Here is a 23,819-nt window from a genome sequence, read left to right as displayed (position 1 = left end):
CTACTTGCTCCTCTCTAATCATACGTTATTCTTTCTGTTTTATCTGTGTATGGAAAAATTCCTTTATTTCTGGATGGTCCTTATACAAGGTTAAGCTATATAGTATAGAAGAGGCAGCAATTGTAGACCAAATTAGCCAATCACCTGACTGGGATACTAAATAAAATATATCGTTTTTAAACTGCTCTCCTCCCGATTGAATTGCACTCATGAAATCAGTAAAGTGAAAGGCAAATAATATAATTATTCTTCCAATAAGCATGACAATCCAAAGAACAATATAATGGATTCCTCCAACAGTACTTAATTTGTCATAATGGTAAACAACCTTTGTTTTCTTTGCTTGATAGATTCCGATAATGGCCGCCCATATAAGTAGACAAATTAATTCTGCTAATATTTCAGCATTTAATGTACTGGGTAAACTGGAGTAGGTTTTATACAATCCTAATATTGGCAAGCCAATAAAATCAAAACGATTGACTTCCTTTGGAATAAACTGACGGAAGATTAGGATACCAATAAGCAATGGGATGATTAGAGAAAATTTATCCATTTGCATTATTCTCCATTTTTTCTTGTAAATAATGCTCAATCAATTGATCAATTTTTTCATTTGTATATTGTTTAGGGGCCTGAACGGCATGAATGACAAGACCATCTATAAAAGCGTAGAGAAATTCAAGTTCCAAGTCTTGATTATGCTGATGATCAAGGTATCCTAGCTCTGTCATAAGTTCTAAAATGACCGTTATTAATTTTCGAGAATAGCGGTCCATTTTTTCCTTTAATTCAAGAAGTTTAGGATCGTTAAAGGAATTACCTAAAAAGGCAATCCATACCCTTGCTTCCATCATTTCCTCATGACTGGTCGGTATAAGAAATTTCATTAATCTCCTTAGCTTATCTTCTTTTGTTCCAGCAAAGGCATTTGAACGGTCCATTGCACGTTGTTCCATTCGATCTAATACTAATCTCATCGCATAATGAATTAGCTGAGCTTTGGATGAAAAATTATGCTGAATAAGTCCAACCGACATGTTTGCTTCAGCTGCAATATTCTGAATCGAAGCTTTATCTATCCCTTTTTTCAATATTACTTGCCAAGTAGCTTGCGCAATCTGATTTCTTCTCTCAACTATATCCACTTTTTTAGGCATAAGAAAACCTCCTTTTTACAATATGATTATATTATAAAAATTATTCTTTTACAATATGAATATATTATAAAAACAGTTGGTTACTTTTCATGACATATATTAAAAGGGGAGTAAGAATGAGCATGGAACAAAGAAGGATTAGCTCTGTTATTTACAGGAGATTTTTTATACTGCTCTAATTAATATTTTTATGACTACATTATAGAGAAATTGGGGAGGGTTTAATAAATAGGTAAGAATAACAAAGGATCTAGCCAAAAAAAGCTAGATCCTTCCATTTTATAAAGCCTTTAACATAAACAACCTAGCCTGATAATCTCCTGGATGTTCGCGACTCCAGTAATCACTTGCTCGATCAATATAATTTCCAGCAAGAATAATCCCGATATTCATCAATTCATCACCATAATAGCTTTTTTCGTTATTTACTTGATAAAGCTGGTTCGGGTCAAGCCCTGTTAGCTTAATGCGCTGATACGGCTCATTTGGCTTAGCTAAAACTTTATAGTACCCGACCAATGCTTCTGTTTTATCCTCACTCACTACCATCCAAGCCGTAATGTTATCATCAAATGGACTCAGTAAACGATGGAATTCCCCATTTCTTATTAGCTTTCGATTCTCTTTAAAAAAGGCAACTTGCTCTCGTACTTGACCTTTTTCTTGATCGGATAGCTTGGTAATATCTAATTCATAGCCAAAGGTACCAAAATAGGCAACAGCTGCTCTAGTATCGATTGGGGTCATTCTTCCGACTTGATGATTAGGGATGTCCGAAACATGGCTACCTATGGAGCTTAAAGGATAAATCATCGAAGTACCGTATTGAATCTTTAACCGTTCCACTGCATCCGTATCATCACTTGTCCATGTTTGTGGAGCATAGTACAGCATTCCAGGGTCAAAACGTGCACCACCACCAGCACAAGATTCAAATAATATTTCAGGATATTTTTCTATTAATCTTTCATATAAATCATACACACCTAGAATATAACGATGGTATACTTCCCCTTGTTGATCAGTAGGAAGTGCCTGAGAAAATGCTTCGGTTATATGGCGATTCATATCCCACTTAATATAAGAGATTTTCGATTTCGAAATGATTTGATCCATTAAATTAAAAAGATGATCCACTACCTCACACCGAGAAAAATCAAGCACAAATTGATTTCTACCATGGGACACCCTTCTGTTAGGTGTTGCGATAATCCAATCAGGATGTTCTTCAAATAGTCTAGTATCCTTACATACCATTTCTGGTTCAAACCAAAGACCAAAGCGCATGTCTAACTCTTCTACTTTTTCAGCTAGTCCTTCGATACCATTCGGTAATTTTTCTTCATATTCAAACCAATCCCCAAGTGAGCTTGAATCATCATCACGCTTACCAAACCAGCCATCATCTAGAACGAATAGCTCTATCCCTAAATCCTTAGCTGTTTTGGCAATTTGTAATACTTTGTCTTCATTGAAATCAAAATAGGTAGCCTCCCAGTTATTGATTAAAATAGGGCGAGTCTTGTCACGCCAGTATCCTCTTGCTAAACGATCGCGATAAAGCTTATGAAAGGTCTGGCTCATCCCATTTAAACCATGATCGGAGTAGACCATAATACATTCAGGAGTCTGAAAGCTCTCACCTGCAGCTAGCTTCCATTTGAATTGAAAAGGATTAATCCCCATTGTTACTCTGCTGACATTATAAGTATCCACCTCTACCTGTGCCAGAAAATTCCCACTATATACAAGACTAAAGCCATATACCTCCCCTTTCTGTTCATCCGTCTGGAATCTCTTAAGTGCTAGAAAAGGATTAAAGACATGGCTGCTTGCACCACGATTACTATAAATGGATTGAATCCCTTTGGATAATCTTTTCTTTTCGAGATGGCCTTCTCTTGCCCACGCCCCTTGTAAATGAATCATTTCGAATTGATCATCTGGTAGATCGAGACTCATGCTCATCGCTTGATCGAGGAAGTAGTCCTCTTTGCCGATATTTACAAATCTAGCATGTCTACTAATCACATTTCGATCCTGATAGATCGTATAGGTTAGCGTTAATTGGCATTGTAATACCTTATCAAACAAATCGATCTCTAGGGTATCTGCTTCTGTCTCTTGTTCCACATAAGTGGCAGGTAGGTGATCAATACTTTTTTTACCCTTTATAACACGATAATCCTGATAGACAAAATTAGTAATATGACTTCCATCTTCTCTCATGATCACATGAGCGGGAAAGCGAAAATCTGTAGATCCAAAGCTAGGATATTCCTGTTTAATATGTTCCATGGAAGAAGTATGATCACCTTCAAACATGTTACAGGAAGGACGTATTTCACGCTCAATTAAATGCTCAAAAGAATCTCGATGATGAATTCGCTTACCATAATATAAATGCTCCAGCTGATGGCTTTTTTCTAATACGCGAAAAATATAACTAATTTGATCATTGTAAAGGTGAAATTCTAAATGACTTTCATTAATAGTTATTGACAATTTAATCCCCCTTAAAGGTTAACGTTTACTTATTAATATATTAGATAAAATCCGTGATGTCAAAGGTTAAAGAATTAATAGCATTTTATATTAGACAAATAAATAAAAAAAGTTTTAATATATTACTTAATGGATTAGGTTATATGTCGATAATAGTGATTAGGAGGGATAGTGTGTCAAAGGATAATGGGATTGCCTTGGATTTTGAAAAAAGATTTGAAGAACAAGCAGATATAAAAGGGAAGTTATTTCGTACTTTACATGCGTTATATAGAGGTCACTATAAAAAGTTATTTCTCTCTTTTTTATTTTTTTTGCTAAAACATTCACCAGTTTGGATTCTACCTATTGTTACAGCAAATTTAATTAATTTTGCCGCAGCGCCCGAGGACTCTAACATAAGAACACTTTGGATTAATATTATTATTTTAACGGTCGTTATTATGCAAAATCTACCGAGCCAAATACTTCATATTAGTTTTATGAGTAAAGCAATCCGCCATGTAGAGGCAGGACTTAGAAGTACATTGATTCGCAAATTACAGCATCTGTCTATTTCTTTTCATGGTGACTTGCGTTCGGGAAAGCTGCAGGCGAAGGTATTAAGAGATGTCGAAATGATTGAAATCATGTCCAAGCAGATCATGCTCGGTGTCTTACCTGCATTTATGAATGTTATCGTTGCCATTATTGTAACTGCCAATAGAAGCTGGACTGTCACATCGTTCTTTCTTATTGCCATCCCAATTTCGATTGTCATTGTTTACTTTTTTCGAGGGAAGTTAAATAAAAGAAACAGGGAATTCCGCGAACAGGTAGAAGAAATGTCTGGCCAAGTAGCTGAGACGGTAGAAATGATCCCAGTGACAAGAGCGCATGGATTGGAAAAAGTCGAAATAAATAAAATGGATACATTACTTCAACATGTCAGAGGTAAAGGCTATAAACTTGATATAACGGAAGCGATTTTTGGTGCTAGTAACTGGGTTGCTTTTCAGTTATTTCAGGTATTATCCCTATTATTCACCGTTTATCTAGCATATCAAGGGAGAATACCAATTGGAGATGTGGTACTTTATCAAACCTACTTTACACAAATATTGATGTCCATTTCCGGTGTTATCAATATTTATCCACAGCTAGCGAAAGGGTTTGAATCAGTGCATTCCATTTCTGAAATCCTTTTTGCTAAGGAAACACAAGAATATCAAGGAAAAACTAAGTTAAAATCTTTAGAAGGCAATGTGCAATTTGATCACGTTTACTTTAAGTACCGGGATTCTGAACGACATGTATTAAATGATTTTCAATTATCCGTAAAACCAGGGGAAATGATCGCTTTCGTTGGAGAGTCAGGAGCAGGAAAATCTACTATTTTAAATCTAGTAACAGGTTTTTATCGGCCAACCTCTGGGATAATAAAAATTGATGGTATCCCGATGGATGAGATTCATATGAGGAGGTTTCGTAAAAAAATTGCCGTTGTGCCTCAAAACACGATTCTCTTCTCCGGTACGATCAGAGAAAATATAACATATGGACTAGCGGATGTATCGGAACAAGAAGTTCATCTTGCGGTAAAAATGGCCAACTTAAGTGATATTATTGAGGAATTACCAGAAGGATTAGAAACAAAAATAGGAGAACATGGTGACAGGTTATCTGGAGGCCAACGTCAAAGAATTGCAATAGCGCGTGCATTTATTCGAAATCCTCAAATGATTATCCTAGATGAAGCAACCTCAGCATTAGACAATGTATCTGAGAAACTAGTTCAGGAGGCGATGAAGGAATTAACGAAAGGGAAAACAACTTTTATTGTTGCTCATCGTCTCTCAACTATTCAGGATGCGGATCGAATTGTTGTTATGAAAAATGGAAAATGTGTGGAAACGGGGAGTTATGAGCAGCTTTTGCAAAAGAAAGGGGAGTTTTTTATGATGAAAACAGCCTCTGAGGAAGCTAGCAGCTCTTAGTAAAATCATTAGGGGGTCCAAATGAGAAAGCTAATAAATAGGTTACGCATACCGAAAATGAAATGGAACACTACAATATGGAAGGATAAAAAAATCTCACAAAAATATACGATTCTCTTTAGCTTAGTCTTAGCATTATTTATCCTCTCTTCTGTTATTACGATTGTTTCCGTTAATAGTGTTTTAAAGGAAGCAGACAAAGTGAATGAGAAAAGTGATGCATCGATAGATATTGTCGAAATGGCATCTATTTTTAAGCAAAAATCTATTATTATTTCAGATATATTAACAGAACAGCATCCAACTACTACGGTGGAAGATTATCAAAAAGAAAATGATTCGTTCCTTACATTAATCGATTCAACAGAAAAAGAGCTAGAGACAGACGAAGAAAAGGAAATCTTTGTGAAAGTAAGTGATTATAACCAACAAATGGATGAACTTTTCTTTGAGGAAATCATTCCAAAGACAGCCGAGTACCGTGATAAAGGGGAACGTGTCGATATTTTTGTTCAGACAGATTTACATAATAAAGCGACTACACTAAGAAACTATACGATTCAAGAATTGATGACATTAAAGGAATTAATGTTAAACAATCGAAGTGATTTACAAAAGGATATGGAGAGTAAGTCTACTATTACGATGATTCTAGTCATGCTAATTGTTGTTCTGGTCGTTTTGAGTTCCGTTGTCATTCTTCATATAGTGAATAAAAGAATGTCTTCACGTTTTCGAGATTTAGAGATATTTGCAACAAGGTTAGGAGATGGAGATCTAACAGCAGAGCAAATAACAGTAGAGGGGAAAGATGAGATCGCTACCATCCAGAATACGCTATATCGTATGGCTGATCATCTTCATGGTTCTATCGTACGTCTGTTACAAACAACCGAAACAGTAACACAGATGTCGAATACATTACGCAAAAATGCTGAGGAGACAGCTCAAGTAAATACACAAATAACTTCAAATATGGTAGATGTAGCAAATGGATCTGATGATCAGTTGCAATCCATGAATGAGACGACTATGATCACGGACAATATGAAACAGTCTTGGCAAGAGCTGACAGTTTCAATGGATCATGCTATGGATTTAAGTGAGGAAACGAAGGAAGAAGTAGAAAATGGCGCTGCAAATGTGGAAGATACGATCAAGCAGATGAACCAAGTAAAAGGTCAAGTTGATAAAATAGGAGAAATTATACAATCTTTAAGTGAACATTCTGCGAAAATTAGTAGTATTGTAGAAATGATTCATTCGATATCCTCGCAAACCAATTTATTAGCATTAAATGCATCTATTGAGGCTGCTCGTGCTGGCGAGCATGGTAAAGGCTTTGCTGTAGTAGCAGAAGAGGTAAGAAAACTAGCGGAACAAACGGCCAGTGCAACAGAAAATATCCAGCATTTAATTACGAACTCAACCGTGGATACAGATAAAGCAGTAGAAGTAATGGGTGACAGCATAAAATCAGTGGATGAAGGAGTAATGAAGGTTACAAGGTTTGAATCTGTATTTCGTAGAATGCTCCAATCGATTCACACCCTTATCTCGCATAATCAACAAGTGAGTGATACCATTACCAATACAAATGAAAAGGTAGGAAATGTAAGTAGTGCTGCTAGAAAGGTGCAAAAAATCTCAGAGGCCTCTGCCGAAAGTATGGAAAAAATCGCTGCAGGGTCAGAGCAACAAAATGCTGCGATGCAACAATTATCAGCATCTTCTCAGGAGCTTGCCGCTATGGCGAATGAGTTAGAAGCAGCATTTTCTAAATTTAAAGTATAAAAAACAAGACCTGAAAAGTTAGAATATGAAGCTAACTTTTCGGGTGTTTTTTATGTTCAGTTAAACATTGTAAAAGAATATCTAGAAGGATCGAGTTAGTAGTTGAGGTCACAATTCGGAAGGTTGAACTCACAATAATGAACTTGAAGATCACAAACTTGTCTGTTAAGCACGCAATAAATCTATCCAATTCACAAGGGAAGTAATGAGAGTACAATTCATTCATAGTTGTGAATTCATGCTATCTATTGTGAGGTCAATCACATTAAATGCAATCTTACCTCAATTATTAAGTAGTCAACCTTATTCATTGTGAGATTAACTATTATGATTGTGATTTGATGCTGTTTATTGAGTGGTAAAACCCAACGATTATGATCTCTTGCTTTTAGAAAACAATGCTAGTCCATAGGAACTATTATGGAATAATAAATTGACAAGTTATTATTAGTTAACTATTATTGAATTATTAGGTTATCGATAAAGGAAAGAGAGGTATTGCAACTTGCAACAAATCAAAGCCGAAATTCAACAACACTTGGAAAGTAAAATTCTCCCTTTTTGGATGAATTTAAAGGATGAAGAGCATGGGGGCTTTTATGGAGTAATAGATTATTCCTTAATGGTTGATAGAAAAGCGGATAAAGGTGGTATTGCTACTGCTCGTTTTTTATGGACATTTTCAAGTGCTTATCGTGTAACAAAAAACAAAAAATATCTCCACATTGCGGATCATCTCTATGCTTTTTTACGTGACAAGTTATACGATTATTCCAATAAGGGGATTTATTGGTTAGTAGATTATAAAGGAGAACCGAAGGATACGAGGAAGCATGTGTATGCACAGTCTTTTGCAATATATGCCTTAAGTGAATATTACCGTGCAACGAAATCAGAGGAAGCTTTAAAGCTTGCATTGGAAATCTATGAACTAATCGAAGATAAGGGCTTTGATCCTATCCATAATGCTTATATGGAAGAATTTGATCGCTATTGGAACCCAGTTCAAAACGAAATGCTCAGCGAGAATGGGGTTATCGCGGAAATTACGATGAACACACATATTCATGTCTTGGAGGCGTATACCAATCTATATAAGGCAAAACCGACAGAAGAGTTAAAGCAACGTCTTCTGAATCTGTTGGAGGTACATTACGATAAAATCTATGATCAAGATTCTAAATTTCTCAAAGTATTTTTTGATAAAAAATGGAACGCATTACTTTCGATAAAATCATTTGGTCATGATATTGAAGCAAGTTGGTTAATGGATGAAGCGATAAAAGTTTTGCATTTGGATAATTCAGATTACAAGCAAATGGTACTAGACATTGCTTATAATATAGCGAATTATGCCATGCAAGAAGATGGCTCTCTCATTAATGAACAAATAGAAAAAACCTATGACAAAACAAGAATTTGGTGGGTTCAAGCGGAAGCGATGGTTGGATTTTTGAATGCTTATCAACATACGAAAGATCCAACATTCGAAAAACTGATTAGAGGCTTATGGGGATACACAAAGGAATTTATCGTAGATCAGCGTGAAAAAGGGGAATGGTATTGGTCAGTCGATGAACATGGTACTCCAACGGAAAGGGCAATCGGTGAACCATGGAAAACCTCTTATCATAACGGAAGATTTTGTTTAGAATTTATCGAAAGGATGTCGGAGAATGATTCATGAAAAATATGATGAACTATTAGCGAAACAAAAGAAATTACTGGAAAGTAGAAATGAAATCGATCAGGAGTTTTACAATGGGGTTTATAACCGATATAAATATCCTGTTCTGACTCGTCATCATGTACCATTACATTGGCGATTTGATTTGGATAAAGATACGAATCCTTTTTTTATCGAACGTCTCGGCGTTAATGCGACGTTTAATCCTGGTGCGATTTATTTCGAGGGAAAATATTATATGGTGGTGAGGTTAGAAGGTGTCGATCGTAAATCTATCTTCGCCCTTGCTGTTAGTGATAACGGGATAGATCAATTCCAATTCATCGATACACCATTAGTATGGGATGATGTGGATAAAGAGGAAACCAATATTTATGATATGCGATTGGTAAAGCATGAAGATGGATGGATATATGGTATTTATTGCTCTGAAAGTAAAGATCCGTCTGCTGATGAATTTGATACATCAAGCGCTGTTGCTCAAGCAGGCTTAGTTCGAACGAAAGATTTGAAGGAATGGGAAAGGCTACCTAATGTTCAAACACCTTCCCCTCAGCAACGTAATGTCGTCTTACACCCTGAATACGTCGATGGACAATATGCGTTTTATACGAGACCACAGGACGGTTTTATTTCAACAGGATCTGGTGGTGGGATTGCTTTTGGATTGACGAAGGATATTACCAACCCAGTAATTGAAAAGGAAAAAATTATTCATAGCAAAAAATATCACACTATCTATGAAGTGAAAAATGGTCAGGGTCCTGCCCCTATTAAAACAGACAAAGGCTGGATTCATATTGCTCATGGTGTTCGTAATACTGCCGCAGGATTGCGCTATGTTTTATATACTTTTGCTACTAGTCTAAAGAATCCTACTGAAGTGATCGCCCTTCCTGGTGGACACTTTGTAGCCCCATATGATGATGAGCGAACGGGTGATGTGTCCAACGTTATTTTTTGTAATGGTGCAATCGTGAATGAGAACGAGGAAGTATTTATTTATTATGCTTCTAGTGATACGAGAATTCATGTAGCGACTACTACAATGGACCGATTAATAGACTATACGTTTAACACACCGGAGGATGCTTATCGTTCTTTAGAGAATGCACAGCAGAGAAAAGACTTAATCTTAAAAAATGAAGTGCTACTGAACAAGTAATGATGTAACCTAACAGCTGGGTCTGGATGCCTATCCAAATCCAGCTCATTTTATCACAGTTTTATTTGACAGGCCCCTACTTTCAAATTCAAATATAAAGAAGATTGCCGCTTTGAGGAGATAATTTATATAGAAATAAGTCCAGGTACTTTACTGTCAAACCAAAATAAGTAATAATTAAGTAAAATAATTAAGTAATGAGGCTGGATCAATGGTAAGATAATTCTTACAAGGGGATTGTTCAGTTTGAATGATAAGGTTGGGGTGGATAAATTGAAGACAAATGTGACAATGAAGGATATTGCAGAAAAACTAAATGTAAGCAGTGTTACCGTTTCAAAGGCGTTAAATGATAAAGACGGGGTAAGTGATGAATTAAAAGAAAAGATTAAAGCCTTAGCAGACAAAATGGGTTATCGCTATAATACAATGGCAAAATCAATGAAGGACGGGAAATCCTATAACGTATGTGTGATCATTCCGGAACGTTTTACTGGTATGACACAATCCTTTTACTTAAAAGTTTATCAGTCGATTGCACAAATATTAGAAGAAAGAGGCTATTATGGCATTATTCATATTTTGCCATCTGACGATGAAGAAGGTTTAAAGCTTCCAAGGATATATCATGAAAGGAGAGTGGATGGTTTTATTCTACTCGGTCAACCTTCTAAGGAATATATTGAGTTGATGCAGAGTGTTGATATGCCACTCGTGTTTTTAGATTTTTATGATGAAAATGCTGACGTAGACGCCGTAATTACCGATAACTTTTATGGTGCCTATGAATTGACGAACTATTTGATTCAGGCAGGGCATCGCGAAATTGCTTATGTCGGTAATTTGTTCTCCACAAGCAGCATTCAAGATCGTTTTCTCGGTTATTATAAATCGTTATTAGAACACAAAATTCACTTGAAACAAGAATATGTAATAAGTGATCGTGATGACCGTGGAAGCTTTATTGAATTCGATTTACCAGAAGCATTACCAACTGCGTTCGTTTGTAACTGTGATCAGGTTGCCCATTTGTTAATGGAAAGACTACAAAAAAATGGCTTTAAAATTCCTGAGGATTGTTCGGTTGTCGGATTTGATAATGATATTTATGCGACATTAACATCACCTAACTTAACAACAGTGGAAGTAGATATTGATGAAATGGCGAAAAATGCGGTGAAATTTATTTGCGAGAAGATGGATGATGAAACGGCAGCATTCGGAAGAGTTGCAGTAAAAGGTAAAATTATTTATCGAGATTCTGTCCAAAGACTAGGCAAATAAAAAATGTATATTTACCGGTAATGGACCAAGGTTGAAGCCTTGGTCTTTTTTCCACGTTAGGAAAAACATAAAATTTTTGCAAGAAGTAATGCGACGAAGCGAAAATTTTGAAGTCCAAAGTATAAGAAAAACTAACGCACCCGCTAAAGGACGAGCGAATGCGAGTTTTTTCTAACATATCGAATCGCTATCGATAAATATATCGGCGCCTTTTATATTCAACAAGAAGAGAAGAGAGGGGAGTATTGTGGGAGATTCTATTATTCGACTTTTTCAGTTTATTTATAAATGGATACTTATTAGTTTTTATTATTGGATTTACTTGCTAAAGGGTGGAATTATCTATAGCTTTATTCCAGCAACAGCCTCCTTGTGGATGGCAAGTCAACAGATGATAACAAATAAGGAGATGGAAATAAAGGATTTATTTAAAGAGAATTATGCGAACTACAGTCAATCACCTCTTATTTCTTTTATTGCGGTTTTTCTGAACATTTTAGTTAGTATTGCGTTATTTTTTATTAATCGTTCACATCATATGTTTAGTTTGGCAATGGTGATTATTTGTGTTTATTTGCTTGTTCTAATTAACTTAAATATTGTTTACACAATCTATTATTTGATATTTGAAAAGCAAACGATCCGATACTCTTTAGCACTTGCTTTTGTGACAGCAATAAAGCATCCAATCCGTTCCTTAGGTATTTTACTTATTTTCCTCTGTCTGTCGCTTTTAGCATGGTGGAATTTAATCGCCTTTTTGGCATTTGGACCAAGTCTATTTGGGATCAGTATTCATCTTCTGTTCCAATTGAAAAAGCTATAGCCTAAAAACCTCGGTTTCATTAACCGGGGTTTTTTATAATGTATAAAGTAAGAGATTAAGTAAATAATTTTTTAAAAACTATTGACTAGTAACCGTTTGCACGTTATTATTAAGTTATTGTTAACTTAAACGTTAACTTAAATAAAAGGGAAAGGGGTCAAAAAACATGAGTAAGAAATTAGTAATGTTTTTTGCGACACTGTTAGTTGTACTTATCGTTGCTGGCTGTTCCTCAGATAAAGAAGAGGAAGCTTCTGGTGACAACTCCTCAGGTGATCCATTATACGAGACATGGAAAGAAAAAGATCCTGAAGAGATTGAAGGGGATTTAACAGTTATTACACATAGAACGGACATTGTGGATACCGTTTACCAAGATTATGCGAAGAAATTTAATGAAAAGTATCCAAATGTAAATGTAAGCTTTGAAGCACTAACGGATTACGGTGGAGAAATAATGCCACGTATGAATACAGAGGATTACGGAGATGTTCAATATTTACCAGTACAGGTTCCGATTGAAGATATTCCGAAATTCTTCGAGCCTATGGGTACGTTAGAGGAAATGAATGAAAAATATTTAGGTGTTGAGGAACGTCAAGTGGATGGAACCGTATATGGTATACCAATCGCCTTGACTTATACTGGAGTCGTTTATAACAAAGCGGTATTTGAAGAAGCAGGAGTTACAGAATTACCAAAAACCCAAGATGAATTTATTGCTGCGTTAGAAAAGGTAAAAGAGAACACAGATGCCATACCATTGTATACAAATTATGCTGCAGGTTGGCCGTTAACACAATGGGAAGGAGCGGTAACAACAACAGCAGGAAATGTAGATTATTATAATGTGGAAATGCTTGAAGATCCTACTCCGTTTGATAAAGGAGATCCACACTACGAGCATTATAATCTCATGTATGAAGTAGCAGAAAAAGGCTTAATTGAAGAGGATCCACTTACAACGGATTGGGAAGCATCTAAGGTTAGAATGAATAATGGTGAGATCGCGACAATGGTATTAGGCTCTTGGGCTATTGAGCAAATCAAGGGTGCAGGAGACAATGGTGATAATATTGCCATGATGCCATTTCCGACAGATGCAGAAAATACAATTTTCTCATTAGGTGCAGATTTAAACATTTCCATTAACAAGCATAGTGAAAATAAAGAAGCCGCTTTCGCATGGGTAGACTGGTTTATTCATGAGTCTGGATACTCTGTAGAACAAGCTGGTGGAATTAGTGCCTCTAAGGATGTACCTTTACCAGATGAACTGAAAGAAGCAGAGGAAGCAGGAGCGCAATTCTCTATGTTAACTCCAGCACCTGAGGGTAAAGAAGGATTACTAGACGAAATAGATAAAGAATCAGAAGTTGGTTTGTGGTTAGAGCCAAACAAAAAAATCCTTATTGAAGCAGCAATCGGTAACAGAGATGAATCCTACGATGATGTCATGAAGAGCTGGAATGAAGACTGGTCCAAGGCGTATGAAAAAATAGTAGGGGAGTAAGAAAATAAATCAAGCGCACTGTTCACCAGTAGTGGTGAATGGTGTGCTTTCTCTAAAGACAGAAGAATGAAAATCCTAGAAAGACATAAAAGTGAAAATTAAATGAAATGAGGAAATATTGCTTCCAATTTCCTTTAGTTTTTACTAGGAGGTGCGACAATTTATTATGTTCTCTAAATTAAATTATAAAAAACAACGCATGGTCATTATTGTAACATTCCTCATTGTACCATTAACCCTATTAGGTACTTTTTCTTTTTTACCTGTTGCCAACATGTTTTGGTATAGTTTTACAGATTGGAATGGATTTAGTGAGAAGAATTTTATTGGGCTAGAAAATTATATTACCGTTTTTACGGATCCAGAATACTTCCAAGTATTTACCGTTAGTTTATACTATTTTGTTGCTACTTTTGCGCAAATGGGATTAGCCTTATATTTTGCAACGATTTTGAGCTTTAAAGTACGAATGAAAAATTTCTTTAAAGGGGTTATCTTTTTCCCATATCTATTAAATGGTGTTGCGATTGGCTTTATGTTTCTATTATTCTTCCAACCAGATGGAGGATTAGATACGGTGCTTACATTTATCGGATTAGGAGATCTTACAGCACACTGGCTCGGGAATCCAGATATTATTAATATTTCCTTAGCAGGTACTTCTGTATGGAGATATATGGGATTCAACTTCATTATTTTTCTTGGCGCGATCTCGTCTATCCCGAACGAAATCTACGAAGCAGCTGAGATTGATGGGGCAAACCGTTGGCACCAATTTCGGTATATTATTTTACCAAGTATTAAGATAATCGTTTCTTTAAACTTAATTTTGGCAATTAGTGGAGCATTAAGTGCATTTGAAATTCCTTATATAATGACTGGTGGCTCAAATGGAAGTGCAACATTTGTTATCCAAACAGTGGACACTGCCTTTAAGTATGGAAAAATTGGATTAGCTTCAGCGATGGCGGTTATTTTACTCTTTATTGTCGTTATCGTAACCGCAGTACAACGAAAATTCTTCTCGGAGGAGGATTAAGATGAAAGCGAAAAGTGTTGCAGGAAGTGTTTTTAAATATGGGTCTTTAATTATTGGGGCAATTGTAGCGATATTACCAATATTAATTGTATTATTTGCCGCATTTAAAACAGGCACGGAATATACAAGTACTGGGCCCTTAACACCTCCAAAAGATTGGACGAATTTTGATAATTTCACACGAGCTTTTACAGAAGGTAATATGCTGACAGGGTTCAAAAACACGGTCATTATCCTACTTGTTTCAATCGTTGGGACAACTTTAATTGGATCAATGGTGGCCTTTGTTCTGAATCGATTTAAATTTAAAGGAAGTAAGCTAATTTTAGGCGCATTTTTACTTGCCACTTTAATACCAGGTGTTACGACACAAGTAGCTACCTTTCAAATTGTAAATGGATTAGGCTTATTTAATACAATGTGGGCAGCAATTGTGTTGTATCTTGGGACAGATATCATTGCCATTTATATTTTCTTGCAATTTATGAATTCGATATCGGTTTCGTTAGATGAATCAGCAATGCTTGATGGAGCGTCTTACTTTACGATTTACCGGAAAATTATTTTACCACTTTTAACACCAGCAATCGTGACTGTCATTATTGTAAAGGGGATTAATGTATACAACGATTTTTATACCCCATTTCTTTATATGCCAAAGTCAGAGCTGCATGTGATCTCTACAGCTTTGTTTAAATTTAAAGGACCATATGGTTCGGAATGGGAAGTTATTTGTGCTGGTATTATGTTAGCTATTATCCCAACCTTTATTGCATTTATTTCTTTGCAAAAGTACATCTATAATGGCTTAACATCAGGTTCTGTTAAATAAAGGAGAGAGAAAAATAATGGAATATATAAAAGGCTTTACGTTTGGCTGGGGGGCAAAGCGTGGCGATTTTAACAAGGAAGAGGCAAGGCAATCTTTAAAGCTAATGAAGGAGCGCACTGCTAGCAATTATGTAATCTTCGCGCTAGCAGCTACTCAAGAGACCGCTTTTTCAACAAAAGTCATTTACCGGGGACAGCATATGGTAACTGATCAAGAATTAGAGGAGATGATTGACTATGCTCGAACACTTGATTTAAAAGTAATGCTCAAACCGACTGTCAATCCAGCGGATGGTATCTGGCGCGCGCACATTAATTTCTTTGATATCGATGTGCCTTGTGAGCCTAAATGGAGTGAATGGTTTAGAAGTTATACAGACTATCAATTACATTATGCTAGGATTGCCGAAAGGAAAAAAGCAGAAATGTTGATTGTTGGTTGTGAAATGGTACAGACAGAGCGTAGAGACGAGGAGTGGCGTCAATTAATTCAGGATGTGCGAAGAGAGTATTCAGGTCTTATCACCTATAATACGGATAAATATCAAGAAGGTAACGTAGAATGGTGGGATGCCGTTGATGTTATTTCTTCCAGTGGCTATTATCCATTAGGAGATTGGGAACATCAGCTTGACAGGATTGAACAAATAATCAAACCATATAATAAACCGTTCTTTTTTGCAGAGGCTGGCTGTCCTAGTAGAAAAGGTTCGGCTAAAGTTCCTAATGACTGGTCATTAGATGGGGCGATAAATGAAGAGGAACAAAAATTATTTTATCAGGATATGTTTGAAAAAACACGAAAAAGAGATTGGGTAAGAGGTTTTGGATTATGGGATTGGAAAGCTATTCTTTATCCAGAATCAGAAGCAAGCAAGGACTCGGATTATGCAGTTTTTGGGAAGTCAGCAGAAAAAATAATCAAGGAATTCTATCAATCGATATAAGAATATTAGAATGGGGTTCTCACTGTCTGTTAGATGGTAGGACTTCCTTTTATATATTATAAAAAATGTATAGGTAGAGGTGAACCATGAAAACGATTAATTTCAATCAGAATTGGAGAATGAAGGGATTAGAAGAGAAAAGCTCGTACTCGATCGACTTACCAGCATCGGTGATGAACACATTGTTAGATAAAGGAGTAATTGATGATCCTTTTTATCGAGATAATGAGGAACAAGCAATCGAAATAGCTAAAAAAGATTATGTATTCGAAAAGGATTTTGAAATAAAGGAAGACCTGTTAAACTATGAAAATATCTCTCTCTATTTTCATGGAATAGATACTGTTGCAGACATTTTCTTAAATGGTCATAAGCTCCTTCACACTGAAAACATGCATCGAATTTATCGATTAGAGGTGAAACATTTTCTAAAAAAAGGACGCAATACAATAGAAGTTATGCTCTATTCACCTACTCATTATATTGAGAAGAAACAGCAAGAAGATCCATTAGTAGGTGTAGACCATGCTCTAGAAGGCTATCCTCACTTAAGAAAAGCACATAGTATGTTCGGATGGGACTGGGGACCAAAGATTCCTGACCTTGGAATTTGGCGTGATGTTGAAATGGTTATGTGGAATGAGAACAGAATAGAGGATGTATATATTGAACAAGAGCACCATGAAAAGTATGTGCAGGTAGATGTAGTAACTGAAATCCAAGAAAAAGTCGATCCAGATCTGTCCCTAATCGCTAAAATTACTTCTCCAGATGGTAATCAGTCAGAGCAAGTAGTCCACAATCTTACAAGGAAAGAGAAACTTTCTTTTACGCTTGAAAATCCACAGCTATGGTGGCCTGCTGGATATGGAGAACAGCCATTATATCAAGTAGAAATCATTCTTAAAAAACAAAGTGAACAATTAGATAGAAGAAAATACTCCATTGGTCTAAGAACCATAACCGTAAGGCATGAAGAAGATCAATGGGGTAAATCCTTTGAGTTTGTTGTCAACGGCTATCCAATTTTTATGAAGGGAGCAAACTACATACCAGAGGATAATTTGTTACCAAGAACCTCCAAAGAAAGAACTGAACAGCTAATAAAGGATAGCGTTGCAGCGAACTTTAATATGATACGTGTTTGGGGTGGGGGACACTATCCAGAAGATTATTTTTATGATTTATGTGACAAGTATGGACTGATTGTTTGGCAGGATTTTATGTATGCATGCAGTGTTTATCGACTAACAGAGGAATTTGAACAAAACATTCGCGAGGAAGCGATCGATCAAATAAAACGAATTCGTCATCATGCTTCTCTTGGAATTTGGTGTGGCAATAATGAGGTTGAAGAAGCAATGGAATTTTGGGGTTGGCCAAAACGATCGGATTGGCGCAGAGATTATATTAAGCTATTTGAAATCATCTTACCTGATATTGTGAAAGAGCATGACCCGCAAACCTTTTATTGGTCCTCTTCACCATCATCTGGTGGAGGCTTTGACAATCCGAAGAATCCAGATGTTGGAGATGTACACTATTGGGAAGTCTGGCATGGCGAGAAGCCATTTACCGAGTATCGCAAGTACCATTTCCGTTTTTGCTCTGAATTTGGTTTTCAATCATTCCCTTCAATAAAAACAGTGGAAGCATTTACAGAGGCAGAAGATCGTAATATTTTTTCAAGGGTAATGGAAAAGCATCAAAAAAATGATGCGGCAAATGGGAAGATTTTATTTTATCTATCAGAAAATTTCCTTTATCCGAAAGATTTTGATGCTTTGCTTTATACTTCCCAGCTGTTACAGGCAGAAGCCATTAAATATGGAGTAGAGCATTGGCGCCGAAATCTAGGACGATGTATGGGATCTTTATATTGGCAGTTAAATGACTGCTGGCCAGTTGCTTCATGGTCTAGTATGGATTATTACGGAAGATGGAAGGCACTCCATTACTTCGCCAAAAAATTCTATGATCCGATTTTATTATCATTAGAAGAGGGCGGCGAGGATGTAAAAATTTATGTGACGAATGATCAATTACAGCCAATTCATTGCCGTATTAGCTGGAGACTTCGTGATCATCAATCACAGATTTTACAAGAAGGAAGTGTGACTGAACGAATAGACGCATTAACAGCCAAATCGTGTCAATCACTCGATTTTTCGGAAATATTGACAGAGGAGCGAAAGCGAGATTGCTATCTGGAAGCCATTCTATATATAGATGATACCTATTATAGTGATGCTTCTGTTATTTTTACAAAGCCAAAGCATTTTGAGTTTTTGAATCCAGAGCTTGAAGTAAAGGTTTCCGAAAATGAAGAACAATTCGTGATGGAAGTAAATGCGAGTGCTTACACCAAATATGTCGAGCTTTTATTAGAGCAGGATGGCCCTCTTTCTGACAATTATTTCGATTTATCCGCAAATGAGCCAAAAACGGTAACCATTGATAAACATTCAATGTCAGCGCCTGCAACAGTTGAGCAGATCACGAAAGGTCTCAAAGTTCGAAGTATTTACCATATCACACAAGACTAGTAGTAGAATGGCGGTAATAATATGAAAGAATTGTTTGTTAAGGGAATGACCTATGGCTGGAACACCTCACGTGGCGCTTATAGGACAAAGGAAGCTATCGACTCTTTACAAAAATTAAAAGAAACAGGTAGTGAATGGATTGCTTTATCCTTCTTTGCATTACAGGATACGTACTGTTCAACGGATATTCAGTTTGATTATAGTCATACGATGACAGACAGAGATATTCAATTTGCAGTCGAGCAAGCCAAAAAACTAGGATTGAAGGTTTGTCTGAAGCCAGTAGTCAATTGTCGTGATGGCATCTGGAGAGCAAGAATTGGATTTCCAGAGGAAGCGACAGATAAATGGGAAAAATGGTTCCGATCGTATCAGAGTTTTCTAATCCACTACGCCGAATTAGCAACAGAGCTAGAATGTGAGATGTTCTGCATTGGTTGTGAGATGATTCAAACAGAAGGACAAACAGCTTTTTGGCGGCAGCTGATTGAACAAATTCGTGCAATTTATCATGGCCCCATTATTTATAACGCCAACCACGGGAAGGAAGATGGCGTGGAGTGGTTTGATGCAGTAGATATCATCGGAACGAGTGCCTATTACCCCGTTGCGAAAACGCCTGGTGATCCTGTAGGAAATATGGTCCAGGAATGGAAAAAGATAGCGATTAAATTAGAAAAGCTGCATCAAACCTTTCATAAACCAATTTTATTTATGGAAATAGGCTGTCGAAGTGCATTCGGTTGTGCTACAATGCCTTGGGATTTTGAACATAAGGATCTGCCCTTTAGCGAAGAGGAGCAGGCAAATTTCTATGAATCTGTCTTTCAAGTATTTTGGAATAAGCCTTGGTTTGCAGGCTTCTTCTGGTGGGATTGGAAAGCAAAGCTTTACCCAAAAGAGGAGGCAAAAAAAGATCTCGATTTTGATATATATGGGAAAAAGGCAGAAAATATGGTGAAAAAGTGGTATAGTAAACACAATATAACAACCCATCAGTAGTTTATTACTGGTGGGAATCTTATCTTGATGAAGAAGGGGCTTTGATTGAACCTAGGTGGGAGAATCATTTTGATAGGGGATAGTATTACTGAGTGGGGAAGGCACGAGGATCCAGAGGGGATAGGTAAGGGATATGTTCGTGTGATCCATGATTATTTTAAAATAACTAAGCCTGATAGTAAGATAGAGATAGTGAATCGGGGAGTTGGTGGAAACCGAATCAATGATTTAAAGAGTCGTTGGGATCAGGATATATTGGAGCTGAATCCAGATACTGTATCCATCTCCATTGGAATTAACGATGTTTGGCGTCAGCTCGATCATCCAGAATTAGAACAGATTTATCCAGACAGGTTTGAAGCTATTTATCGTCATCTATTAAAACAAGTAAAGAATCATACAAACGCATCACTGATCTTAATGGAACCAACTATTATTGAAGAAAGTCTATTATCCGAAGGGAATAAGATGCTAAAACCATATGTGGATATTGTGAATAGATTAGCAGAAGAATATCACGCCATATTAGTGCCTACACATCAAGCTTTTATGAAATATCTACATACAAACAGTGATTATAGACTAACAACAGATGGGGTGCATTTAAATAGTGCAGGTAACCTTTTAGTCGCTCAACAGTGGATGAAAGCGGTAGAAAATTAGAAACTATTTCTTTAGATGAAGAAAGTTTTTGAAAGCGATTTAAAATATTGTGCCTTTTTTAAGGTGAATATGATATAATGAAACCGGTATCCTATTCAAGTCATTTTATTAATAATGTTTAAGGGCTTAGTGGCTATAAAGTGTAGTTTTCTAGACAGATTCTAGTAGATGCATTGGTTAAAACGTCACTTTCCCTTCCTATATAGGAAATCGGTTTCCTTAAGAGATTTTGAGAGCAAGCGGATACTAACATCTGATAAGCCTCTTCAATAATCAGTGGAGGAAGTCTACTAATATTATCGGTTGGATCCTGAGCATTTGCCAAAGCATGCAAGATATGTTTTAGCAATTTGTTCATTATATAAATAGGGAGGAATAGCATTATGGCAATTATTCAATTTCCAAAAGGTATGAAATGGGGAACAGCGACAGCATCCTATCAGATCGAAGGTGCAACAAATGAGGATGGACGTGGAATTTCGATTTGGGATACATTTTCAAAGACTCCTGGAAGAGTAGTAAATGGGGACAATGGAGACATAGCATGTGATAGCTATCATCGATATGAAGAAGATGTGGAATTAATGAAAGAGTTAGGTATTGATGTTTACCGATTTTCAGTAGCTTGGCCACGAATTTTCCCAAATGGAACAGGGGAAGTGAATCAAAAAGGACTGGACTATTACCATCGTTTAGTTGATAAATTGTTGGAAAATGGTATTGAACCAATGTGTACATTATATCACTGGGATCTACCACAGGCATTACAGGACAATGGTGGTTGGAATAATCGAGAAACCATTGATGCATTCGTAAATTATGCAGAGCTGATGTTTAAGGAATTCGATGGCAAAATCAAACATTGGCTTACTTTAAATGAACCATGGTGTATTTCGTTTCTTTCGAATTATATCGGAGTACATGCACCAGGAAATGAAGATTTGCAGCTTGCTACACAAATATCTCATCATCTACTTGTCGCACATGGACGTACAGTGAAAAAATTCCGTGAGATCGGCATTGAAGGACAGATTGGATTTGCACCGAATACGACTTGGCTTGAGCCATATAGTACTCGCCAAGAGGATATTGATGCATGTAACCGAGAAATAGGCTGGTATATTGAGTGGTTTATGGATCCTGTGTTCAAAGGAACATATCCGAAGTTCATGCTTGATTGGTTTAAGAAAAAAGGAGTGGAGCTAGAAATACAAGATGGTGATATGGAAGATATTCATCAGCCAGTTGATTTCCTAGGGATCAATTATTACACAGGACATATCGCTCGTTATAAGGAAAATGAAGGTCTTTTAGACTGGGAATTGGTTGAAATGAATTATGATCGTACAGATATTGGTTGGCCGATTTTTCCTGAAGGCTTTTATAATGTGTTAATGCGAATTAAAGACAGCTATGGTGACATTCCTATTTATATTACAGAAAACGGCTCCTGCTACAATGATGAGCCTGAGAACGGTCGAGTGAGAGATAGTGGGCGAATTCATTATTTACAGCAGCATTTAACGGCATTAAGTCGTGCGATTGCATCAGGTGTGAATGTTAAAGGTTATATTACGTGGTCCTTAATGGATAACTTTGAATGGGCTGAAGGCTATACGATGAGATTCGGAATTGTCCATGTTAATTATCGTACATTAGAGCGAACGAAAAAAGACAGCTATTACTGGTATAAGCAAACAATCGCAAATAACTGGTTTGAGAAGTGAGGGAAAGCTACCATTTGGTGGCTTTTTTTCTATGGTAGGGATAAATTCAGTAGATAGCCTGTTTTCTTCCCCTTTTCAAGCTCTTTCCTTTCGTTTAAAATAAACGAAGGAGGATGAAGAATGGATATTAAACATTTGCAGTATTTTTTAGAGGTAACCAAGACTAGAAGCTTTACACAGGCAGCCGATAATCTTTACATAACTCAACCAGCCTTGAGTCGAATTATTAAATCTTTAGAAGACGAACTAAATACTTCCCTCTTCGTCCGTACCCGGAAAAAACTCTTACTAACGGATGCTGGAGAGGTTTTACTCCATCATGCAGAAGAAATAGCTCAAAAAATAGAGGATTTGGAGAGAGACCTAGAAGAGCTTCATACTTTAAATACTGGTCATATCCGCATCGGACTTCCGACCGTCGTGAACTCCTTCTTTTTTTCAAAATTAATAGGTGCTTTTCATACAGAGTACCCCGCCATTACTTTTGAAATTGAAGAAAACGGATCGAAAATGATTGAAGAAAAAATTATTAATGGAGAATTAGATTGTGGCGTCGTCGTGCTGACAGATCATCATCAGTCCTTCGATTTCTTTACCTTTGTCAATGAATCATTAAGAGCAGTAGTTCCTTCTACTCACCCGCTAGCTAATAAAGATAACATTACCTTATCAGAGTTGCAGGATGAGGCATTTATTATGTTTAACCAAGATTTTGAATTAAGAAATATTATACTAAATGCTTGTAAACAAGTAGGCTTTCAGCCGAGGATTACTTCTGAAACCTCACAGCTCGATTTTATCGAAGAAATGGTTGCCTCCAAAGTTGGGATAACCTTATTACCAGAGAGTACAAGTAATGATTTAACAAGTGATGTGAAGACCATTCCGATTACAGAATCGTTGATGGAATGGAATTTGGCCTTCGTTTGGAAAAAAGATGCTTACCTTTCGCAAACAAATAAAAAATTCATCAGCTTTGCCAAAAATAAGCTCGTATAAATCTGTTATTGAATCCTTCGATTCAATAACAGATTTTTTTGTGTTCGCTTCCATACGATTTTGTTATATAGATGATAAGTGATCGGCATTGTACTTATCGAAATAGTTGGCGTTATAATCATAAATGGAGCGAGGATAGAAGGATAAAAATAGGG

19 protein-coding genes are annotated in these 23,819 nt (G+C 36.5%); 15 read left to right on the top strand and 4 right to left on the bottom strand.

Annotated features, from left to right (window positions below; translation table 11 throughout):
* Positions 1 to 25: 25 nt before the first annotated feature.
* The 3 genes from ACZ5N5_RS19720 to ACZ5N5_RS19710 all read right to left on the bottom strand — a co-directional run bounded on the left by ACZ5N5_RS19720 (position 26) and on the right by ACZ5N5_RS19710 (position 3,665).
* On the bottom strand, positions 26 to 556 hold the full coding sequence (locus ACZ5N5_RS19720; protein WP_054787263.1) for a hypothetical protein: 531 nt from the start codon (positions 554 to 556) through the stop codon (positions 26 to 28).
* Positions 549 to 1,160: a TetR family transcriptional regulator C-terminal domain-containing protein gene (locus tag ACZ5N5_RS19715; protein ID WP_054859784.1), complete on the bottom strand. Its 612-nt coding sequence runs from the start codon at positions 1,158 to 1,160 to the stop codon at positions 549 to 551. Before ACZ5N5_RS19715 ends, ACZ5N5_RS19720 begins: the two co-directional genes overlap by 8 nt.
* A gap of 279 nt (positions 1,161 to 1,439) precedes the next feature.
* Positions 1,440 to 3,665 carry an alpha-galactosidase gene (locus ACZ5N5_RS19710; protein ID WP_464372974.1) on the bottom strand — a complete coding sequence of 742 codons (2,226 nt, stop codon included), beginning with the start codon at positions 3,663 to 3,665 and terminating at the stop codon, positions 1,440 to 1,442.
* Positions 3,666 to 3,838: 173 nt separating this feature from the next.
* On the opposite strand from ACZ5N5_RS19710, the gene ACZ5N5_RS19705 reads away from it, so the two are divergent.
* The 13 genes from ACZ5N5_RS19705 (at position 3,839) to ACZ5N5_RS19645 (ending at position 20,938) form a co-directional block, all read left to right on the top strand.
* Positions 3,839 to 5,641, top strand: a complete 1,803-nt coding sequence (locus ACZ5N5_RS19705; RefSeq protein ID WP_464372973.1) for an ABC transporter ATP-binding protein — start codon at positions 3,839 to 3,841, stop codon at positions 5,639 to 5,641.
* Positions 5,642 to 5,662: 21 nt separating this feature from the next.
* Positions 5,663 to 7,435 carry a methyl-accepting chemotaxis protein gene (locus tag ACZ5N5_RS19700; RefSeq protein WP_277678731.1) on the top strand — a complete coding sequence of 591 codons (1,773 nt, stop codon included), beginning with the start codon at positions 5,663 to 5,665 and terminating at the stop codon, positions 7,433 to 7,435.
* 505 nt (positions 7,436 to 7,940) lie between these two features.
* Entirely contained in the window at positions 7,941 to 9,122 is a 1,182-nt protein-coding gene (locus ACZ5N5_RS19695; RefSeq protein WP_464372972.1) for an AGE family epimerase/isomerase, read from the top strand.
* Entirely contained in the window at positions 9,112 to 10,287 is a 1,176-nt protein-coding gene (locus ACZ5N5_RS19690; protein WP_464372971.1) for a glycoside hydrolase family 130 protein, read from the top strand. Before ACZ5N5_RS19695 ends, ACZ5N5_RS19690 begins: the two co-directional genes overlap by 11 nt.
* Positions 10,288 to 10,560: 273 nt before the next feature.
* The gene (locus ACZ5N5_RS19685) at positions 10,561 to 11,571 is read left to right on the top strand and encodes a substrate-binding domain-containing protein (protein WP_277678744.1); all 1,011 of its coding nucleotides are present in this window, start codon (positions 10,561 to 10,563) and stop codon (positions 11,569 to 11,571) included.
* Between the two features lie 247 nt (positions 11,572 to 11,818).
* Positions 11,819 to 12,397: a hypothetical protein gene (locus ACZ5N5_RS19680; protein WP_054859787.1), complete on the top strand. Its 579-nt coding sequence runs from the start codon at positions 11,819 to 11,821 to the stop codon at positions 12,395 to 12,397.
* A 166-nt stretch (positions 12,398 to 12,563) separates the two neighbouring features.
* A complete protein-coding gene (locus ACZ5N5_RS19675) occupies positions 12,564 to 13,910 on the top strand; it encodes an ABC transporter substrate-binding protein (RefSeq protein WP_277678727.1) in 1,347 nt (448 codons plus the stop codon).
* Between the two features lie 166 nt (positions 13,911 to 14,076).
* On the top strand, positions 14,077 to 14,949 hold the full coding sequence (locus tag ACZ5N5_RS19670) for a carbohydrate ABC transporter permease (protein ID WP_464367862.1): 873 nt from the start codon (positions 14,077 to 14,079) through the stop codon (positions 14,947 to 14,949).
* Position 14,950: 1 nt separating this feature from the next.
* Entirely contained in the window at positions 14,951 to 15,781 is an 831-nt protein-coding gene (locus tag ACZ5N5_RS19665; RefSeq protein ID WP_277678725.1) for a carbohydrate ABC transporter permease, read from the top strand.
* A gap of 16 nt (positions 15,782 to 15,797) precedes the next feature.
* Positions 15,798 to 16,727 carry a glycoside hydrolase family 113 gene (locus ACZ5N5_RS19660; protein WP_277678724.1) on the top strand — a complete coding sequence of 310 codons (930 nt, stop codon included), beginning with the start codon at positions 15,798 to 15,800 and terminating at the stop codon, positions 16,725 to 16,727.
* A gap of 86 nt (positions 16,728 to 16,813) precedes the next feature.
* Positions 16,814 to 19,273 (top strand): beta-mannosidase, encoded by a 2,460-nt coding sequence (locus ACZ5N5_RS19655; RefSeq protein WP_464372970.1) that lies wholly within the window; start codon positions 16,814 to 16,816, stop codon positions 19,271 to 19,273.
* Positions 19,274 to 19,294: 21 nt separating this feature from the next.
* Entirely contained in the window at positions 19,295 to 20,275 is a 981-nt protein-coding gene (locus ACZ5N5_RS19650; protein WP_464372969.1) for a glycoside hydrolase family 113, read from the top strand.
* 69 nt (positions 20,276 to 20,344) lie between these two features.
* A complete protein-coding gene (locus ACZ5N5_RS19645; RefSeq protein ID WP_464372968.1) occupies positions 20,345 to 20,938 on the top strand; it encodes an SGNH/GDSL hydrolase family protein in 594 nt (197 codons plus the stop codon).
* Positions 20,939 to 21,071: 133 nt separating this feature from the next.
* Here the strand turns inward: ACZ5N5_RS19645 and ACZ5N5_RS19640 are convergent, their stop codons facing one another.
* Positions 21,072 to 21,296, bottom strand: coding sequence for a hypothetical protein (locus ACZ5N5_RS19640; RefSeq protein ID WP_464372967.1), 225 nt, complete (start codon positions 21,294 to 21,296; stop codon positions 21,072 to 21,074).
* 25 nt (positions 21,297 to 21,321) lie between these two features.
* Here ACZ5N5_RS19640 and ACZ5N5_RS19635 point away from each other — a divergent pair, with 25 nt between their 5' ends.
* Positions 21,322 to 22,665: a GH1 family beta-glucosidase gene (locus ACZ5N5_RS19635; RefSeq protein ID WP_109983664.1), complete on the top strand. Its 1,344-nt coding sequence runs from the start codon at positions 21,322 to 21,324 to the stop codon at positions 22,663 to 22,665.
* Between the two features lie 120 nt (positions 22,666 to 22,785).
* The gene (locus ACZ5N5_RS19630; RefSeq protein WP_109983663.1) at positions 22,786 to 23,664 is read left to right on the top strand and encodes a LysR family transcriptional regulator; all 879 of its coding nucleotides are present in this window, start codon (positions 22,786 to 22,788) and stop codon (positions 23,662 to 23,664) included.
* The last annotated feature ends 155 nt before the right edge of the window (positions 23,665 to 23,819 follow it).

It is taken from the genome of Gracilibacillus sp. JCM 18966 (assembly GCF_055392695.1).
Note: the sequence above shows the minus strand (reverse complement) of the source record. Positions and strands in the feature narration are given on the sequence as shown.

Bases quoted from the DNA above. Each gene is read 5' to 3' on its own strand.
- ACZ5N5_RS19720 (WP_054787263.1), bottom strand. From the start codon at position 556: ATGGATAAATTTTCTCTAATCATCCCATTGCTTATTGGTATCCTAATC.
- ACZ5N5_RS19715 (WP_054859784.1), bottom strand. From the start codon at position 1,160: ATGCCTAAAAAAGTGGATATAGTTGAGAGAAGAAATCAGATTGCGCAA.
- ACZ5N5_RS19700 (WP_277678731.1), top strand. From the start codon at position 5,663: ATGAGAAAGCTAATAAATAGGTTACGCATACCGAAAATGAAATGGAAC.
- ACZ5N5_RS19690 (WP_464372971.1), top strand. From the start codon at position 9,112: ATGATTCATGAAAAATATGATGAACTATTAGCGAAACAAAAGAAATTA.
- ACZ5N5_RS19675 (WP_277678727.1), top strand. From the start codon at position 12,564: ATGAGTAAGAAATTAGTAATGTTTTTTGCGACACTGTTAGTTGTACTT.
- ACZ5N5_RS19670 (WP_464367862.1), top strand. From the start codon at position 14,077: ATGTTCTCTAAATTAAATTATAAAAAACAACGCATGGTCATTATTGTA.
- ACZ5N5_RS19665 (WP_277678725.1), top strand. From the start codon at position 14,951: ATGAAAGCGAAAAGTGTTGCAGGAAGTGTTTTTAAATATGGGTCTTTA.
- ACZ5N5_RS19660 (WP_277678724.1), top strand. From the start codon at position 15,798: ATGGAATATATAAAAGGCTTTACGTTTGGCTGGGGGGCAAAGCGTGGC.
- ACZ5N5_RS19655 (WP_464372970.1), top strand. From the start codon at position 16,814: ATGAAAACGATTAATTTCAATCAGAATTGGAGAATGAAGGGATTAGAA.
- ACZ5N5_RS19650 (WP_464372969.1), top strand. From the start codon at position 19,295: ATGAAAGAATTGTTTGTTAAGGGAATGACCTATGGCTGGAACACCTCA.
- ACZ5N5_RS19640 (WP_464372967.1), bottom strand. From the start codon at position 21,296: ATGAACAAATTGCTAAAACATATCTTGCATGCTTTGGCAAATGCTCAG.
- ACZ5N5_RS19635 (WP_109983664.1), top strand. From the start codon at position 21,322: ATGGCAATTATTCAATTTCCAAAAGGTATGAAATGGGGAACAGCGACA.
- ACZ5N5_RS19630 (WP_109983663.1), top strand. From the start codon at position 22,786: ATGGATATTAAACATTTGCAGTATTTTTTAGAGGTAACCAAGACTAGA.